The organism is Vibrio sp. CAU 1672, from assembly GCF_029223195.1.
GTDB lineage: Bacteria > Pseudomonadota > Gammaproteobacteria > Enterobacterales > Vibrionaceae > Vibrio.
In genome coordinates this window covers 71,914-90,838 of sequence record NZ_JARHUF010000001.1, presented here as the reverse complement: position 1 = coordinate 90,838, position 18,925 = coordinate 71,914, and the positions used below count along the sequence as shown (strand labels likewise).

Here is an 18,925-nt window from a genome sequence, read left to right as displayed (position 1 = left end):
ACTACCTTAATGACCTGTTGCAACTTTGCAGTTGGCACCGGGTCATTAAGGTATAGCATCTGGACAGACAATTGTTTATCATCTGCGCGGAGTTTCGTAGCGGTATTTTTCCACCTTGTGGTGAGTAAAATCAACCAATAATCAGTTCTGGCCTTCGAATCCTCAACACCCCTCTCTTTCACTTTAGTAAGTTCCGCTCTGGAGTCGTTCGTGCATCGCTATAAAGAAGAAGCTTTGAGTTTAGTAAAACTCGCCACCCCAGTATTAATCGCATCTGTTGCGCAAACCGGTATGGGGTTTGTTGACACCGTTATGGCCGGTGGTGTCAGTGCTACTGATATGGCCGCCGTTTCAGTGGCTGCCAGTATTTGGTTGCCGGCGATTCTGTTTGGTGTCGGCTTGCTGATGGCACTGGTTCCTGTCGTTGCACAGCTCAATGGCTCAGGTCAGCGTGACAAAATCTCATATGAGATTCAGCAAGGTATTACCCTGGCATTACTGGTCAGTTTTCCGATCATTATGGTTTTGTTTCAGACCCAGTTTATCCTTAGCTTCATGAATGTAGAACCGCTAATGGCAGAAAAAACCATCGGCTATATTCATGCGGTGATGTATGCGGTGCCTGCATTTCTGCTGTTTCAAACGTTGCGCAGTTTTACCGACGGTATGTCACTGACCAAACCTGCTATGGTGATTGGTTTTGTTGGTTTGTTGCTGAACATCCCGCTCAACTGGATTTTTGTCTACGGCAAAATGGGTGCTCCGGCTCTTGGTGGTGTCGGTTGTGGTGTCGCGACGACCATCGTTTACTGGGCGATGTTTTTGTTACTGCTAGCTTATGTGACAACGTCACGCAGATTCAAAAGCATCCATTTGTTTAACACGTTTCACCGTCCTCAATGGAAGGCTCAACTGCGTCTGTTTAAGTTAGGCTTCCCGGTCGCCGCAGCACTGTTCTTTGAAGTTACATTATTTGCTGTTGTCGCGCTTTTGGTGTCACCCCTTGGCCCAGTCATCGTCGCAGCGCATCAAGTGGCAATCAATTTTTCATCACTGGTATTTATGCTGCCAATGAGTATTGGTGCCGCAGTCAGTATTCGGGTCGGACATCGATTGGGTGAAGAAAGCGTTGATGGCGCCCGTGTGGCTTCACGCGTGGGGATAATGGTCGGCGTGGCTCTTTCAGTGTGTACGGCGGTATTAACCGTTGCATTTAGAGAGCAAATTGGCCTGCTCTATTCCGATAATCCCGAGGTGTTAGACTTAGCGATGCAGTTGCTGATCCTTGCCGCGGTTTACCAGTGTACCGATGCGGTGCAGGTCATCGCCGCCGGTGCGTTACGTGGCTATAAAGATATGCGAGCAATCTTTAACCGAACGTTTATCGCTTACTGGATATTAGGTTTACCAATAGGCTACATTCTCGGCCGTACAGACTGGATTGTGGAACCTATGGGGGCTCAGGGATTCTGGCTCGGATTTATTATCGGCCTGTCCTCAGCGGCTATTTTGCTTGGTGTCCGGTTACGCTGGATGCATCGTCAGGATCAACAAGTCCAGTTAAACTTTTCTCACCAATAACGTTTAGCTCACCCTAACACGCGTTGAAAGTTTATAAAGCCAGTAGCCAATAGCTGCTGGCTTTTTTGATCGATTGCTGCCCATACTCAGTAAAGATAATAGGTAATAAAAACAAAGGATTTATCTTGAAAGTTTTATACTTAAGTTTACTGATTCTGCTTGTCGGGTGTGGACGATGGAATGCGGAGGAAGAACGTTTTGTTCGCTATAATCAACGCCTGGCTAACGTGCTTGGTGTGGAGCCTTCGCTTGTGCGAACCTCCCCGGCGATAACGCTACCATCGAAGCGAAAACTGTTTCGCGAGACACCGAGATTAACCATCGGTTTACTTGAAAGCTATCAGTTACGACAATGCGGCTTGTTTCACCTGCTCGCGGAAAAGAACTCACAACACGGCAAAGTCTGGGACGCGTTTCATGATTTGGATTACCAGATACAGTTACTTAAAACCATGAATCACTGTTTAACCGAGTATAATTTGAGTGAGAGTGAGTACCATACTCTGATGGCACTGAATCAACAGAAATGGGATCATCTGGAATGGCATCTCGACAACCTGTTGTTAACCAGCGACGCAATGCGAAAGCAAGTCACTGCAGCATCCTGGCTCGTTAATGAAGGCAGTGGCAGTGTAACTCACGTAAGACAGGCCTTTGAGCTGTTGCAGAAGTTGTATATCACGCCGAAAGGCGTCAGCCACCAGCTTCCCGATGTCGGGGTGGCCTCTTACCAGGAAAAAATCGAGAAGACGCGACTGATCGGAAAGTTATATTTTTCAATAGTCCGCGCAACCCACTGGCTTGACGCCACGACAATCCTTCTCAATAATCATCGTGAACGTATTGTTTGCGGGCCAAATCGCGATGAGAGCAAACTTCGCTATCTGAGAAATGTATTTCATTCTATTTTTATTGCCGACGTACAGCCATATTTGTCCTATCTGGACAGTATGTTTAATGAACTGTCAATGCCGTTGATGCTATTTGAGGAGCGCATTTCTGCTCGTGGTTACGAGTACCCCATTCATGCAGATCACAGAGCATTTCGGCGTGGGACATTAGAGCATGTTAAGTTCTGGCAACGTCTGTTTGACCAGTGTGGTATTAAAATCGTGTCTTAGTATGAGGTCAATGTTCGATCCGCTCCCGGACATAGCGGGGAAAGCGCGGTTTGCCTGTCTGGGTGTAACCGTTAAAACGAAAGGTAATAGTTGTGTCCAATTTCGGAGGTGCACGTCGGATCTCATCGGTAAAACCACTACCGATATAAATATGGCTACCGTCCTTTAGCTGGACGAGCAACGCTCCCATCATACCTAATAATCGACCTGAACCAGGTTTATATCCCACCACAACTGCTTCTTCATCCTGAAAGCGCTTTAGCTTAAGCAGATCACTGCCTCGGCCGGCCTGATAACGGCTGGATATTTTGCGCAGCATAATCCCTTCTCCCCGGGACTGATCGAAGCGATCTAATTGTTCAAACAGGTGCTGTTCGTTGCGAATGGCTCGGTGTTTGACATACTTAATGTGCGGCTGGTCAATCTGTAGTACCAGGCTCTGAATGTTGTAATAGCGTTTCTCATAATTGCCGGCAGAGTGTGGCATATCAAAAATCATAAAATCAATTTTACGCCAGGCAGTGTCAATCGGCTTTATGTCTAACACCGTTTGCTGCACGACATGGAAATTACCTCGCCCCGCCCATAACTCGCCATCCAATGGGTAATCGGGTAATACCTGAGTGAACCAGCCTGGTGCATGAATTCGATGGCCTTTACGGGTAACTAAATGCTGCCCTGTCCAGTATGCACGAATGCCGTCCAGCTTCTCGCTGTACCAATATTCTGAGACGTCAACACCATCATGATAATTTTTGGCTAGTGGCACTGAAGGTACAATCTCATCGGCAGAGGCGTCAGGTTGAACAGAATGAAGAATGGCAAAAGCTATCAACGTCATTTTAAATCGCATAATGGTTACCCTTGTCTCGTAATAACTTCATTACACTGAATTTATCTTTCTACGGCTATTGATGCTGAAATAACTTCGAGTAATCGCATGTAACGATATGACTAAGATGTAATATGTCTCAGTTTCTGACATGTTCGTGTTGCTTTTCCCTTATCGGTCATAAAGCTGAAACTCTTTTCTGATTCTCATAATGAGAATCACCCCTTTTTTATTTTGAGTAATCTCGGGGTGCTGTCTTATCTCGTTGATTAAAAATAATTTAATTTATGGCACGGATTTCGCTCTTTCAAAGCATCGGTATAGACAAGGAGATAACTTTATGGAGCTTCGGAAACTAGAAATCAGTCAGGATAAACTCACTATTGAGATTTTGGGCGATTTGGATGCACATGGGTGCCGACTGGCTCAACCGCAAATCGACGCCGTGATCAACTCAGATCACCACAATGAAGTCGAAATCAACTTTAAACATGTCCAATTTCTTGATTCTTCTGGTATTGGTGCCATTGTTTATTTGTATAAGCGACTAATTGAACATAACCGCACGATGAAGATTGAAAACGTGACAGGGCAACCTTTAGAAATCATCAGCTTGTTGCGAATCAATCACGCCATACCGGTTAATAGCAACCAGCACTGACTAATAATAATTACTGCGGTAGACACGGAGGTTGGCATGGTAAATCTGGTGAGGCAGTTAACAATGTATAGTGTTGTTGTGGTAACGCTCGGATGTTCCTCATTTGACTATCCTGAATATGGCTCTGGAGGACTGGCAGAAAGCTATCAGGACATCGCCATCAACGACCGAGGCTTTTCACCTGTCATGCCTGATGAACCGCTCGGGCCTGAGCATGGGCTTCGATTCGACTGGCAACTTAGCAAACTCCATCTTGATGCTTTGATCCAGGAAGGCGCACGCTGGTGTTTTCCTGCTGCTGTTGTGCAAGCGCTGGAGAAACAAAACCGTATCGCTCGAGAGTTAGAAGGAGGCTTAATGCTCGATGCAGCTAATGATCTGGTGATTCAGCGCCAAAGGCTGAATCAACTGGAGCAACAGCTGGATTATGTCTTGACCCAAACTACCTGCACGCCACCAGCAGACATAAGCAAATTACGTCAGGATTTAACGACGGTGGCTAAAGTGTATGAACTGCTTAATGTTGACAATCAGTTTGCCGTCAATTCTGCGGAGATTAATCCCAAATACATGGGGAACCTTGCTCAGGCAGCATATATTCTGCGTGACACACCTCCCCTGACCCTGATGATTACCGGACATGCAGATGCCAGTGGTGACGAGAGTTACAATCAGAAACTCGCCCAGGATCGAGCGGATCAGGTAAAACGTTACCTGACAGTTTTTGGCGTGGCTCCTGAGCGCATTAATACTAAATCTCTGGGAGAAACATTGCCTTTGTTTGAAGGTACCACGCCGGGAGTTCACCTGACCAACCGTAGAGTGAGTATCGAAGTACTAACCGCCAGCGATAACCAGAACAACCATAAAGGAGCCAACCAATGAACGTATTGAGCAGGATCTTAATGGTTGGGTTGCTATTGCTCGTCCTTATCCCTGGCGTGAAAGCACAAGAGCCCGACACAGTGAAAGTGGGTGATCTTATTCAGATTAACCTGCCGGGAGAAAGCTCACTCAATACCGGATTTCAGGTTGATAAACGCGGGCGAATTAGCCTGCCTGAGATTGGCCCGGTGTTTGTGGCCGGCTACAGTGAAGAACAACTGGAACAGGTGATCATTGATACATTGAAAACAGTCTACCGGGATGTAAGCAATGCACGTGTTTTCATCAAACAGCAACAAATTCTTCTTTCGGTACAAGGTTACGTTGCCAAGCCTGGGGAATACACCTTACCAGCAGGTGCAAATGTACAGATGTTCGTATATGAGGCCGGCGGTTTAAGAGCCGGAGCCCAGCTGGATAAAATGCTTGTTAAACGTGGTAATCAAAACATCGAGTTTGATTACAAACGGTTTCTTGATACCGGAGATCAAACTCATCTTCCTGCTCTGGAGTCACTTGATGTGCTGTTTGTCCCTGCGTCGCCTCTGGTTGGGAACATTGAGCAAGAATTTGATGCTGCAAAACTGGCTAACTCAGGTGACAGTGCCGATTCAGCCCGAGCTATCAAAGTTTTTGGTGAGGTCAATGCTCCGGGGTCATTTTCTTATAAGCCCAACAGCACCTTAGTTGATATTGTCATGCGCGCCGGCGGTGTCACTCGTTACGCCAGCGTAGAGCAAATCCGGATTATCACTAACAACACCCCTATCCTTTTTAATCTTAAGCAATACCTGGATAGCGGAGATCAAAACCTCCTGCCGACTATAGAGCCGGGGGCCACCATTTTCGTCCCTAAACAGGAAGACGAAATTAAAGCCGGAGCAAATGTGGTGTATGTGATGGGTGAAGTAGCCCGTCCGGGCGCCTACGAAGGCAAGAAAAATGCGAGTTTTATGGATATCCTCGCCAATGCCGGCGGGCCGACTCGCTATGCCGAGTCGCGACAAATCCGGGTGATTAAAGCAAATGGTGATGTGGTGAAATTTGATCTGACGGCTCACACTGAAGGCCTGACTTCGGCGGGCTTACCCCCTATCAATGCCGGCGACGCGATTTTTGTTCCGGAAAAAACCGACATGAATGAAAAATCATGGCTAAAAGTGGCGCCAGACCGTGCCGTTGCTGTTATTGGCGAAGTGGTCCGTCCTGGACGTATAGAATGGTCAGATGAAATGGATCTGATTGACCTGCTGGCACACGTCGGAGGGCCAACCCGCCGTGCCGATACGACCGAAATTGAGGTGGCGAGCAATGGCACCATGGTCAAGTTCAATTTGGACAAATATATTCAGAAAGGATCATCATCGAGGCTGCCGTCCATCAGCGCCGGAAGCGTGGTAAGAGTTCACGAGTTACCAGATGATCCCGCTGATAATAAATCACAGTGGGTAAGGCAAAGCTCAGACGCTTCGATCTATGTTTTTGGTCAGATTAATGCGCCCGGCCGTTACCGATTTACTGAAGAAATGCACTTTTTGGACATTCTTTCCGCAGCTGATGGCCCGACACAAAACGCCGATATTCATAATATTCGAGTGACACATCGCAACTTAAGTTACGCCAAAGTCAGTAAGTTAAACTTGTCGCTGTACTTCGAAACCGGTGACGAGTCAATCCTGCCGATTGTCAAACCCGGCGATACAATTTATATCCCGGAAAAAGACAAGAACTGGTTAGACCGTTCCAAAGAGTCTACCGTGCGAGTGCTGGGTGAGGTCCGCGCGCCCGGACGCTATGAGTTTAATGACAATATGACCGTTTTAGATCTGTTGGCAGAGGCCGGAGGGCCGACAGACAGTGCCTACCTGGAAAAAATTACTGTGGTTAACTTGTCATGTTGTCAAGGCCAGGCCCGGACATTTGATTTAACCGAGTTCAGTAAGACAGCCAATATATATCAGTTACCGGTTATTCGTGCCGGCGACACGATATTTATCCCACACAAGGATGAGAGCTTTGTAGAAAAAGCCCGGGCAGGACTGAGAGATATTCTTCAAATCACCACCACCATCGTGTTGATAGGAGCACTGTAATGACTATTCCGGCCACGCATAGTGAGATCGAGCAAATCTACCTCAATATTCAAACTAACGGCTTCCATAGTGTTTGTGTTGTCGGTTGCCAGTCTGAAGACGGCGTCACATCCATAGCGTCATCTCTTGCGGAACGTTTTGTTCTTGCAGGCTATAAGACGCTGTATGTTGACTTGAACCTTTTCAGGCCTGCCTACTTATCCGTTCATCAGTTTGAACAATCAGACATGATTGGCGAGCTGCTCCAGCGCCCTCAGCACGGGCAAGTTCTGCTGGGGTTACCGGCCCCCACTCAGACCTGCGCCAGCCTGGTGTATCGGGATCCAAATGGTATGCGCCAGCAAATCGCTCATTGGCGTGACCAGTACGACCGTATTGTTATTGATACTTCCCCTCTGCTCAATATCAATAAAAGCAATATTCCCGCCCAAGTGGTTGCCGGTGCCTGTGACGCCACTATCCTGGTGGCATGTTTTGCCCAGACTACCGCTACCCAGCTATTACAAGCTAAGCAGTTACTGGATGCCAGCAACACGAACCTGATTGGTGCGGTGCTGAATATGAAACAGACACCAAGCCTTAAAGATGAACTAATTCGCCAGGTGAACAAACTCAAAGTGCTTCCCACTGGCTGGAAACACAAATTAAAACAACAGATTTTGCGCAGTGAATGGTTAACGCATTAGTAAGGAAGAGTAATGATGAATACAGAAGCTCAGTTTAACATTGATGGCTGTCTGGTTGACGAGCCGGTTTTACAGCAAATGATCAAAGATACGTGTGCAGAGGTTCTACCATCGTTAATAGAGCATTATATACAGGAGTCTGAAGCACGTATGGTGAAAATTGTTCAGGCGATTGAGGCGGGTGATATCGCGACACTGGAATTTGAAGTGCATACTTTAGGCAGTTCAGCGCTGGCTCTTGGCAATCGCAGCCTGTCCCGCTGCGCCCGCGCGATTGAAAAACACTGCCTTGATGGTGATACCGAGCAGGCACTGGTACTTTCGGAGCTACTGCCCCAACTTGCCAAGCGCTCGTTTACGGCGCTCAACGAACGAAAAGAACAGGGTTTTGAAAGCTGATTTTCATTGGTGATCATGTGATAATGCATTAAAAATAAAGAAATTTCTGCAGTTCAGCCTGCTTATGCTAATACTTAATACTATAAGATTCTCAAAATGAAAACGTCAATATCACTCAGAAAGCTGGGAAAGAAATATGAGACCAAGGGTATTACTGGTAGAAGACTCAACCTCTTTAGCGATTCTGTACAAGCAATATGTTAAAGATGAGCCATACGATATTTTCCATGTGGAGACCGGCCGCGACGCAATGCGTTTTATTGAAAAGACGCCACCGCAACTGTTAATTCTCGATCTCAAACTACCGGACATGTCTGGTGAAGAGGTGCTGGACTGGGTAAACCAGCATGAAATCCCCACCTCTGTCATTATTGCCACCGCCCACGGTAGCGTCGATATCGCGGTCAGCCTGATCCAAAAAGGAGCCAAAGATTTTTTAGAAAAGCCAATCAATGCGGATCGATTGAAAACCTCGGTAGCTCTGCATCTAAAACAAGCCAAGCTAGAACACTTGGTTGAGAATATTCAGACAACATTTGATCGCCGAAACTATCATGGTTTTATCGGCTCCAGCCTCCCGATGCAAGCCGTGTATAAAACCATTGATGCGGTCGCCCCAACCTCGGCAAGCGTTTTCATTGTTGGTGAAAGCGGCACCGGTAAAGAAGTCTGTGCCGAAGCTGTTCATCGTCAGAGCCAGCGCAATAGTAAGCCATTTGTTGCTCTTAACTGCGGTGCCATCCCGCGTGACTTGCTCGAGAGCGAAATTTTCGGCCATGTCAAAGGTGCTTTCACCGGTGCAACCTCTGACCGCAAAGGCGCGGCAACCCTTGCTCACGGCGGGACGCTGTTTTTAGACGAACTGTGTGAGATGGAGTTGGAGATGCAGAAGAAGTTACTGCGTTTCTTACAAACCGGTACCTATACCCCGCTTGGTGGCAGTAAAGAGATGAAAGCGGATGTACGTATCATCTGTGCGACCAACCGCAACCCTCTTGTCGAGGTTGAAGAAGGTCGTTTTCGGGAAGATTTATACTATCGTGTACACGTGGTTCCAATTGATATGCCACCGCTGAGAGAAAGGGAACGTGACATTGTCACCCTTGCCGAGCATTTTCTACTTCAATACGCCAAGGAAGACAAAAAGCACTTTAAATCAATCAGTAAGGAGGTGCAGGCATTGCTAAAGAATTACCGTTGGCCGGGCAATGTTCGCCAGTTGCAAAATGTAATACGTAATATTGTTGTATTGCATGATGCCAAAGAAGTCACCATTGATCATTTACCGGCAGAACTCAAACGTCATGAGGTGAAAACCAAGCCTCCCCGCGCCGGAGACATAATGCGACCTGAAAAACCGAACACACCTCCGTCCACCGGGGAAGTTTTACCAGCAGAGCAGGAAAAAATACCACCAGCAACCTACGTTCCCGATGCAGAAACATCCCCCAACCCCAACCAAAACGCCTATTTTCATCATGACGGGACCATTCGCCCGATGTGGCAGGTAGAACGAGAAGCGATCCAGAATGCCATTGCATACTGTGACGGCAATGTGCTAAATGCTGCCGTGATGTTGGAACTCAGCCCTTCCACGGTTTACCGTAAAAAACAAGCATGGGAAACAGATGAAACTGATATCGGACAATAATCAATGCCCGGTTAAGGGGGAAGTCTGGTTGTTTCTGGATAGCTTGATTTATGGCGGAATCGAAAGCCATGTTTTAGAGCTCGCCAAGGGGTTACTTGAGCAAAACCGTTCTCCACGAATAGTTCTGACCAATCAATACGCCCGGCCGCTAATTTGGGAACGCGCGCAACAGCTGAAAATTCCGATCAGTTTTCTCGCAGATCTCGCGGGTGGCAGCTGTGCGCTGCCAATAAAACGCTTACTCGTTGCAATCCATCGCCATCAGCCGTCAGTGCTCCATACCCATGGCTATAAAGCCGCGCTGATAGCCCGAGGCGCAAAATTGATCAGTCGCCGAATCCCGCACCTGTTATCCACCTTTCACGCCGGAGAGACCCCAAGTGGCAAAGTTTGGTGGTACGACTTTTTTGACAGGTATAGTGGTTTTCTTTCTGACCATTGTTTTTCTGTCAGCCCAACCATCAGCGCAAAACTGCCCTGTCAGGCAGAACTACTGAATAACTTTGTTGCTCTACCCGACATGAATCAGGCGTTTGAGCAATTTGCTTTTGTCGGCAGACTAAGTGTCGAAAAAGGTGCCGATAGATTTTTGGATTTAGCCCAAGCTTTCCCTCAACTGTGTTTTTCAGTATATGGTGATGGGCCGGAGCGAGCCCAGCTCACGGAAAGGGCCCCTTCCAATGTCAGTTTTTATGGCCATCAATCTGATATGGCACTGGTATGGCCCTGTATCGGTGTGCTGGTGATTCCCTCTCGCTTTGAAGGCCTGCCAATGGCAGCTTTAGAAGCGATGGCCCGTGGTATTGTTGTGTTCGCATTAGAGGTCGGCCGTTTGCCAGAACTGATCAATCATCAACAAAATGGCTTTATTGCCCCAGACATGCCTGCACTGATCAACGAACTTCGTAATTGGCTCGCCTTAGCAGAAAGTGACAAACAACGCATTCGACACTGCGCCCGTATGACGATTGAAAACGACTACTCTACCTATAGCGTGATTCCTAAATTGCTAAAACAATATCAAATTGGTAACAGCAACTAGCACTATCCTATTCTCATAATGAGAATGGTTACTTCGCCGCACATTAAATTAAAATTAAATCTTTAAAAATCAGCCAGATATACTTCACGCATGTATTGGCATCCTCATTGCAATAATCAGAGTAATTTTATACTGGTGCAACTGAGGTGATTTATGGACACTCCGCGACGCATTCTCTACGTACATTATGGGGATAACTGGATTCGAGGCAGTGAGGTCGTGCTGTTGGATCTCATCTCAAACATTGATCGTCACCAGTTTGAACCGTTTGTCTGGACAAACTGCCGCCCTTTGCATGATAAATGTCTGGAAACGCATATCGCCAGCCACCACTCACAGTTCAACCTGGTTGGTGGTTGGCAAGCGCCACGCTGGGATATCAGTGGATGGAATGATTTAATTAAACAAGGCATTGCGTTAATCAAAGAGCTGGACATTGACCTGGTGCATGTTAACAGCGGCGCGCCGTGCCAATGGATGAGTTTCGCGGCACGTATGTGTAACGTTCCGTTGGTTACCCACCTTCATTGCAACTACCAGTTACGCGATCGTTTCACTTTAGGCCTGCACCTCTCGCCACGCCTTATTTGTGTCAGTCAGGCAGTTGGACAGGAGATGCTGCGAGATGGCTATCCGGCCGATAAGCTGGATATTGTTCATAACGGCGTCTCCATCCGCTCTGAATCAACCTTGGATGTCAAATCGCAATTGGGGATCCCGACACAGGCCTTTACCTTCATTTCTGTCGGCTCTTTAATCCAAAGAAAAGGATTTGACCGCTTGATCCAGGCAATGCGCCTTCACAACTATCACGAACACAACCCGCACTTAGTTATTGTTGGTGAAGGGGAAGAAAGAGAGAGGCTACAAGCTCTGGCGCAAAATCTCAATGTGGCTGATCGCATTCATATGGTTGGTGAACAACACAACATCGGTGCGTGGTTAACCGGGAATGTAGACGCGTTTATTAGCGGCGCTTATGACGAAGCGTTTGGGCTGGTGCTAGGGGAAGCGGCTTTGGCAAAGCTGCCGATTGTCGCACCACGGGTCGGTGGGATCCCGGAAGTACTGAAAAACAATCACAGTGCACTGCTGTATAAAAGTTCTGGCATGGCGGGATTACTGAATTCAATACAGCAGTTACTGCAGGATGCCCTGCTATGCCAGAAATTGGCCGACAACGCCTACCAGCATGCCAAACACAATCTCACGGTTGATGCTTCCGTCCGCGCGATTGAAAGTATTTACCTTGATGAACTGAACCAACACCGGACAGCTCAGCCACTGTCTTACGGCGCAAAACCCCTGTCCCGCTGGCTTAACCAGAACTAGGAGGCCACATGAAACGTGTTCTCATGTTCGATCTGATTGCAATGCATGGCGGCTCTAAAGTCGCCAATGCTGAACTACTGAAGTTATGCGATGAGCAAGAGATTATCGGCTATATCGCCTCGACGGATGTTGAGCACTGGCATGCCCTGTTGGCCAGTCACCCGCGCATCCAACTCCTGCCCGTCAAACGATCGCCTTTCAGGCGAGAAAGTGGGATCGGCTACTGGCTGATGTGTTGTTTCTATGCCGTACAGCTACTGTTTGTGTACGCGAAGTTACCAAAAATCGACTGGTTAATGGGGCTGTCTTGTCCGGGTAACGATATGCCGCTGTATCTGCTGCGGATGCTGGTTCGGATACCGGTTGTCCAGATGATACACGGACCGGTCGCGGCTGCGCGATCGACGGGGTACTGCCTGGTTAAGGCGTCCGCCATTTATTACCTGGCCAACACCAGGCCGTCAATGATCAGCGCACTTCAGGCCTATTTGTCTATGCCCAAGCCCGCCGCAGAGCGTTACTGGACAACATTGAACACCTCCACTTTTGTCAATGGCATTTCCGATCAACGTTGGCCAACCCCGGCTAACCCGATATCGGGGCGAATCTTCTGGGCAGCCAGTTTACTGAAATGGAAAAACCTCGACCTGCTGCTGGAGGCAATACAGCTGGATACAGATAAGCATTTTCACTCTGATATTTGCTACATTCGCCCAAAACACAATTCACTTGAAGTCAGTGAGCCTGACAAGCAAATACCCGGCGTCAAATGGTTCGAGACACCGTCAAACTTAGATCAGCTACGCTCTCGTTGTGGTGTGTTTGTTTCAACCAGCGTGAATGAACCGTTTGGCTTGTCGATACTCGAGGCGCTGGCTGCTGGCATGTGTGTCGTCATTCCCCATGATAATTCTTATTGGGATCGTGTTCTGACCCATGGGAAAAACTGTTTCAAATACACCCCCAACTCAGCCCAGTCACTGCACAATGCAATTTGTTTGCTTAATGAACAGCCATGGTTAAAAGTAACTATGGGACTGGAAGCGTTGAACCTTGCACAATTTTACCGGGCGGCACGATGTTACCAGCCCATCGTGCAATATCTTCAGCAGACCACACCCGTCCAGTCTTGCAGCACAACAGCCAAGCAAAAAACGCGAGGGCTGAATCATGTCTAAAGCCCTCGCCAACATGTCGATATTTGCTGTTGCTCTGGTGATCAATAAAAGTATCAGCCTGCTAATGCTACCGGTGTTACCTCACTTTCTATCTCCGACACAAATGGGAACACTCGAACTGCTGATGTCGTTCGGCTTTGTTGCGGCATTGTGTGTCGGTTTGGCGTTGCATGAAGTGATGTATCGGTTTGTGGGAGTGAGAAAGACTCCTCGCACCCGCCATCATTCATTAAGCCAGATTTACTCGTTGAGTGTTTTGATCTCATTTAGCGTTGTGCTGTTGTTAGTCATCACCCTATTTTCTGTCGCTGTACCTGCTCCGTTTCGCACCATTGAACTATTGATGCTGATCTTAAGCGTAGGTTTAGAAGGCGCGATCGCGATAGGTACCGCCTGGTTAAGAATGCAGAACGACAAAGCCAGAACTCTGCTTAACATCATGGTTACCACCACTGTGATGCAAGTCTCTTGTATTCTGATCTTGCTCAGTTATTCACCTGACATCTCGTCAGTGATAGCCGCCGGGCTTTTCGCCAACCTCACGCAGTTTATCTGGCTCAAGCGAATTAACCGTTATCGCTTTATCCTGCCGAAACCACAAAAAATTAAGCTGTACCTCAGGTACAGCATGCCCCTCATGCTTTCAGCAATATTGGCTTTTTGTCTGAATGGTGCGGAACGCTGGTTTATCGGAACAACCGATTTAGCCACCCTTGGGGTTTATGCCATTGCCGCCAAGTTCAGCCTGGGGATGTGTATTCTGGTCCAGCCGTTCGGTATGTGGTGGATGCCACGCCGCTTTGCGTATTTAGAAAGCAAACCGATAACTGAAACAACTAATATTACCCATCTGGGTATCATTTACGTCGCAGCATTGAGTGTGGTAGTCGCAGGCCTCGCCTTTATTGTCATTAGCCTCTTGCTTCCTTATGAGTATCAGGACGCGCTGCTCTACGTATTTTTTCTCTTGCCAATTGCTATGCTCAAAGAGTGGAACGAGCTGCTAAATGTAGCGATACTCTACAAGCAAAATACCCGTTGGCTACTTGGCATCAACATTATCTCGGCAAGTGTCGCGCTTTCCTTGCTGTTTGGGTTACCTCATCTTGGCATATTCGGCATTTTCATTGCGCTATATCTGGCTCAGTGCTGTAAGACCGTTTTAACCTACGCGGCTGGACAATTGTGCATGCCCCTACCTTTTAACCTCAACCTTTTGGTAGTACTGCATATGTTGTCCGGTGCGGCACTGTTCATGATCTATGCTGCTCAGGCGATTAGTGCAACCTTGGTGGTGATGGTTATGTTTGTCAGCCTGTTCATGTGTATCGCATGGCGTTACTTACCAGCTAGCACACGAGATACGATCGAGCTTCAAGTTGGGAAATGGCAACACCGCGTTAAGAGAGTGTGGTTATGAACCGCTGTCACACACGCGTAAATCAAATCAGCCTGGCGATGGGATTAAGTCTAACTATTGCTTTGATTTGGTTGGTATTACCTCACCCATTCCTGATAGTGGCGCTATGTTTTGCACCTTTGGCCATTCTGTTTGTGCTAAGCCAGACTTTCTGGCTGGTGACCCTGTTTGTGGTGTTTTCATTTTTCCGCATCCATGAAGCCTTTCCCGTTCTGTATAACTTTAAGATCCCATTGCTGCTTTCCCTCGGCGCTCTGGCCGCGTTGAGTTTTCACTTTGTCATTAGCGGTCAGATCAAACCTTACTGGCATCCGGCCATGAAGTGGCTGGTGGTGTTCTGGGGGTTGGTCATTCTCGGTGTTGTCTTCGCTTCTAATACCGGAATTGCACTTACCGCATTTAAGAGCATCTACTGGAAGATCATCGTCATGTCGTTGGCGATCATGTGGTTGATCACCACGCCTGCCCAACTGGCACAGATCTCGAAAACGATTATGGTTGCAGGCTTACTGATCGGCATGGTGGCACTTTCTAATGCAGCGAACGGCATCGACTTGGTAGAGGGAACGCGCGTCTCTATCGGTCGTTCAATTGGCTCAATGCTGGGTGACCCGAATGACTTGGCGCTGGTGTTAATGTTTCCGCTGGCATTTAATGTCGCGCAACTGGTTGAAAAACGTTCGTCATGGTTCATGCGTGTGATCGCACTGATCATATCCGTGGTACTCTTTTTAGCCATCATTGAAACCCAAAGCCGGGGCGGCCTGCTGGGTGCCTTAGCAGTATTTGGTTACTTTGCATTTAAGCATATTAAAAGTAAGGTTTTAGTGGTCAGCGTAGGAATAGTTGTTGCCTTGCTGCTGTATGCTGTGGCGGGGATTTCAGGACGCGCCTCCGGCGGAGCCGCTGAAGCCGGCATTGATGCATCAGCCATGGGACGCCTCTATGCCTGGGAAGCCGCATTTAAAATGGCTCTGTCCCATCCCTTCACCGGGGTCGGTATCGACAACTTCTACAGCAACTACTTTTTTTACAGCCCACACTGGGATGGGTTGAACCACGCCGTCCACAGTACTTGGTTCGGCGTGCTGGCAGAAACCGGTTTTCTCGGCTTAGCGATTTTTATTGCCCTGATCGTCTCATTATGCCGAACGTCACTGCGCTCTTTGCAGTTACTTAGCCCCGCCTCGCCGCCAGCATTATCGATTTGCATCAATGCGGTATTCGGCGGTCTATTAGGCACGATCGTCTCCGGCACCTTCCTGACCCAGGGGTTCACCTGGCCGATCTACATTCTTGCCGCGCTTACCATTGCCACCAATCGCATTGCGCAAAATGATTGTCAAAACGAAAAACAAACATAAATTGCGGTCATAGATCAACTAAAGGACTGTATTTTATCTATTTATTAGTTGGCACGTTCTATGAAAGCCTGATTAGCAGAACCTATAACTTGTGATATCAGGGGCTGAGAATGAAAGATATTGTCGTATTCGGAGAGGACTTTGGCGGCCTGCCATCTTCCACACAACATATTATTACCCGGCTGACTAAGCAATATCGGGTAGTGTGGGTAAACTCTATTGGCCTGCGTCAGCCGACACTCAGTAAAAAGGATCTAAAACGGGTGGTCAATAAGTGTGCCCGCTACATCGGTATTAAAAATGTAAACCACACACCACGTTTCTCTGCCACCTCACATCCCAACTTGCATGTGGTCAACCTAATGACCTTACCTGCCCCGCGGTCGTCGATACTCAGGCGCTGTACCGCACAAATCATGCAATGGCAACTCAGGCGCCACCTGAAGAGGCATGGTGTGCAAGCCCCGCTCTTTTGGGCTTCCTTACCTACTGCCGTTGATGTGTGTCGCGGCCTGGCGAAAAATGGCATCGTTTATTACTGTGGCGATGATTTTGGTTCCCTGGCAGGCGTCGACCATGCAACGGTGCTGGAACATGAGGCAGATCTGGTTGAAGCAGCTGATCTTATTCTGGTGGCCAGTCAAGCGTTAGAAGAGAAGTTCCCCAAAAATAAGACGGTTACGATATCACACGGTGTAGATTGCGCGTTATTCACCAACCCGGCACCCAAAGCTAATGACCTGGCTGGCCAACGTCAGGTGTTGGGTTTTTATGGCAGTTTATCGGCTTGGCTTGATTATGCGCTCATCGCTTCGGTCGCTGAGCAAAACCCGAATTGGGACTTGGTCTTCATCGGCCCCAATGAGTTTGATCATGTTCCGCTGCCTGACCGCGATAACATTCATTATTTGGGTCCGCGTCCGCACCATCAGCTGCCGCGTTACTCCCAGCACTGGGAGGCCAGCTGGTTGCCTTTCATCAACAATCAGCAAATCCAGGCATGCAATCCGTTAAAACTGCTGGAGTATCTTGCTGCCGGCAAACCGGTAATCAGTACGGCCTTTCCGGCCCTGGCGCCTTTTGCTGACGTTATCCACGTCGTACAAACCGCTAATGAGGTTAGCGATTGTTTAAAGCATCTCGACTCATCCCACAGCGCACCTTACATCGCTATTCAAGAGCATAGCTGGGACCACAAAGCACAACTTGTTGAACAACTCGTGAGGCAGCTATGACACAAATACGCGACAACATCATTCTTATTTTGACCGGTGCGTGGCGAAGACGTTATCTGATTGTCATGCCGATGCTTATCCTGCCGATCCTTGGTTATTTCATCAGTAAACTGGTGCCAACCACCTATGTATCCCACACCAGCATGCTGATCCAGGAGACAGCCAAAATGAATCCGTTTTTAGAAGATATTGCCGTTTCTACCCGGTTAAAAGACCGCCTCAGTGCATTGAGCACCCTGTTAAAGAGCCGCCATGTGTTGTATTCCGTTGCTGAAGAGCAAGGGTTAATCGACGCCAGCATGCCCCGGACAAAACAAGAAGCCATCATCAGGCACTTAGCTGCCAGCCTGGAAGTGAAGCAATTAGGCAAGGATTTCATTCAAATCCAGCTCTCACGCTCAGAGCCTGAGGGGATGGATACCATGCTTCAATCGGTCAGCGATCATTTCGTCGAGCAACTTTTGGCACCGGAGCGCTCTTCGATAAAAGATTCCAGCCATTTCTTGACCGTACACATCAACAAACGACGAGAAGAACTCGACATCGCTGAGCAGGCATTTGCGGAATACAAAAATGCTTATTCGCATGCGACGCCGGAAATGCAGGCACAAAGCCTTACCCGCCTTGCAAGCCTTAAACAAACCCTGGCAGAAAAAGAAGCGGAACTCGCAGGTGTGGCTCGCAGCCTTGGCAGTTTGGATCAACAACTGTCTAAAACTAATCCGGTGATAGGTAAAATCGAAGAACAGATCATCGAGATACGCAGCAAACTGACACTATTACGGGCGAAGTACACCGAGGCGCACAGCATGGTGCAGGCAAAATTACGTGAGTTAAAACGGCTTGAGCAGGAACGAAGTGTTTTACTTCAGTCCAAACAGCCTGAAATGAACAGTAATCAGTTGTGGGACATTGCGAGTAACGCAACCGTAAGCCCTTTTAGTGAAGCTCAACCTTTATTGGTCAGCCAGTTGCACCAGCTGCAAGTTATGCGGGGTAAGTTTGAAGCATTAACAGAAGAGACCAATAGTATACGCAGTATGGTCAAAGAACTCGAATCTGACGCGAACCGCTTTGGTAGCACCACTACAGATATTAACCGGCTGGCTCGCGATGTTGCTGTAAAACGTGAACTGTATGAAGATCTGGTCGAACGCTATGAAATGGCTCAGTTAACCGGATCCTTGGGGGTGTTTGAAGAAAGTAAACGAGTAAAAATCATTGATGAACCTTACACGCCAAGTACACCAGCCAATTTGCCGAGTGTGATGTTTATTATTCTTGGTATGATTAGCGGCGCGGCACTTGGAGTCGGGAGTGCAACTTTGCTCGAATTACTGGATAGCTCTGTTCGCTCAAAGAGATCGCTTGAAAAGTGTCTGGGTGTTCCGGTGATTACCGTCATTCCGCGGCAAGAATCAATATCCACCTAACGAAGAACAGAC

16 protein-coding genes are annotated in these 18,925 nt (G+C 47.9%); 15 read left to right on the top strand and 1 reads right to left on the bottom strand.

The genetic code is table 11. The annotated features are described in order from the left end of the window. Positions 1–210: 210 nt before the first annotated feature. Positions 211–1,581 (top strand): MATE family efflux transporter, encoded by a 1,371-nt coding sequence (locus P2G85_RS00375; RefSeq protein ID WP_275862126.1) that lies wholly within the window; start codon positions 211–213, stop codon positions 1,579–1,581. A 125-nt stretch (positions 1,582–1,706) separates the two neighbouring features. Further along, entirely contained in the window at positions 1,707–2,702 is a 996-nt protein-coding gene (locus P2G85_RS00370; protein ID WP_275862125.1) for a DUF3080 domain-containing protein, read from the top strand. 7 nt (positions 2,703–2,709) lie between these two features. Here the strand turns inward: P2G85_RS00370 and P2G85_RS00365 are convergent, their stop codons facing one another. Further along, on the bottom strand, positions 2,710–3,555 hold the full coding sequence (locus P2G85_RS00365) for a DNA ligase (RefSeq protein WP_275862124.1): 846 nt from the start codon (positions 3,553–3,555) through the stop codon (positions 2,710–2,712). A gap of 319 nt (positions 3,556–3,874) precedes the next feature. On the opposite strand from P2G85_RS00365, the gene P2G85_RS00360 reads away from it, so the two are divergent. The 13 genes from P2G85_RS00360 to P2G85_RS00300 all read left to right on the top strand — a co-directional run bounded on the left by P2G85_RS00360 (position 3,875) and on the right by P2G85_RS00300 (position 18,913). After that, positions 3,875–4,195 carry an STAS domain-containing protein gene (locus P2G85_RS00360; protein ID WP_275862123.1) on the top strand — a complete coding sequence of 107 codons (321 nt, stop codon included), beginning with the start codon at positions 3,875–3,877 and terminating at the stop codon, positions 4,193–4,195. Between the two features lie 36 nt (positions 4,196–4,231). Then, the gene (locus tag P2G85_RS00355; RefSeq protein WP_275862122.1) at positions 4,232–5,080 is read left to right on the top strand and encodes an OmpA family protein; all 849 of its coding nucleotides are present in this window, start codon (positions 4,232–4,234) and stop codon (positions 5,078–5,080) included. Next, positions 5,077–7,173 carry an SLBB domain-containing protein gene (locus tag P2G85_RS00350; protein WP_275862121.1) on the top strand — a complete coding sequence of 699 codons (2,097 nt, stop codon included), beginning with the start codon at positions 5,077–5,079 and terminating at the stop codon, positions 7,171–7,173. The genes P2G85_RS00355 and P2G85_RS00350 overlap by 4 nt, the downstream gene beginning before the upstream one ends. Continuing rightward, the gene (locus P2G85_RS00345) at positions 7,173–7,859 is read left to right on the top strand and encodes a CpsD/CapB family tyrosine-protein kinase (protein ID WP_275862120.1); all 687 of its coding nucleotides are present in this window, start codon (positions 7,173–7,175) and stop codon (positions 7,857–7,859) included. The genes P2G85_RS00350 and P2G85_RS00345 overlap by 1 nt, the downstream gene beginning before the upstream one ends. 15 nt (positions 7,860–7,874) lie before the next feature. Then, positions 7,875–8,258: an Hpt domain-containing protein gene (locus P2G85_RS00340; RefSeq protein ID WP_275862483.1), complete on the top strand. Its 384-nt coding sequence runs from the start codon at positions 7,875–7,877 to the stop codon at positions 8,256–8,258. 136 nt (positions 8,259–8,394) lie between these two features. Then, entirely contained in the window at positions 8,395–9,909 is a 1,515-nt protein-coding gene (locus P2G85_RS00335; protein ID WP_275862119.1) for a sigma-54 dependent transcriptional regulator, read from the top strand. After that, positions 9,887–10,951, top strand: coding sequence for a glycosyltransferase (locus P2G85_RS00330; RefSeq protein ID WP_275862118.1), 1,065 nt, complete (start codon positions 9,887–9,889; stop codon positions 10,949–10,951). Before P2G85_RS00335 ends, P2G85_RS00330 begins: the two co-directional genes overlap by 23 nt. 153 nt (positions 10,952–11,104) lie before the next feature. Further along, a complete protein-coding gene (locus tag P2G85_RS00325; protein WP_275862117.1) occupies positions 11,105–12,283 on the top strand; it encodes a glycosyltransferase in 1,179 nt (392 codons plus the stop codon). 8 nt (positions 12,284–12,291) lie between these two features. After that, positions 12,292–13,461: a glycosyltransferase family 4 protein gene (locus P2G85_RS00320; RefSeq protein WP_275862116.1), complete on the top strand. Its 1,170-nt coding sequence runs from the start codon at positions 12,292–12,294 to the stop codon at positions 13,459–13,461. Then, positions 13,454–14,881, top strand: a complete 1,428-nt coding sequence (locus P2G85_RS00315) for a lipopolysaccharide biosynthesis protein (protein WP_275862115.1) — start codon at positions 13,454–13,456, stop codon at positions 14,879–14,881. The genes P2G85_RS00320 and P2G85_RS00315 overlap by 8 nt, the downstream gene beginning before the upstream one ends. Continuing rightward, positions 14,878–16,245 (top strand): O-antigen ligase family protein, encoded by a 1,368-nt coding sequence (locus tag P2G85_RS00310; RefSeq protein ID WP_275862114.1) that lies wholly within the window; start codon positions 14,878–14,880, stop codon positions 16,243–16,245. The genes P2G85_RS00315 and P2G85_RS00310 overlap by 4 nt, the downstream gene beginning before the upstream one ends. Positions 16,246–16,355: 110 nt before the next feature. Further along, positions 16,356–17,480 carry a glycosyltransferase gene (locus P2G85_RS00305; RefSeq protein ID WP_275862113.1) on the top strand — a complete coding sequence of 375 codons (1,125 nt, stop codon included), beginning with the start codon at positions 16,356–16,358 and terminating at the stop codon, positions 17,478–17,480. Continuing rightward, complete coding sequence (locus P2G85_RS00300) at positions 17,477–18,913, top strand: GNVR domain-containing protein (RefSeq protein WP_275862112.1); 1,437 nt, start codon at positions 17,477–17,479, stop codon at positions 18,911–18,913. The genes P2G85_RS00305 and P2G85_RS00300 overlap by 4 nt, the downstream gene beginning before the upstream one ends. Positions 18,914–18,925: the final 12 nt, after the last annotated feature.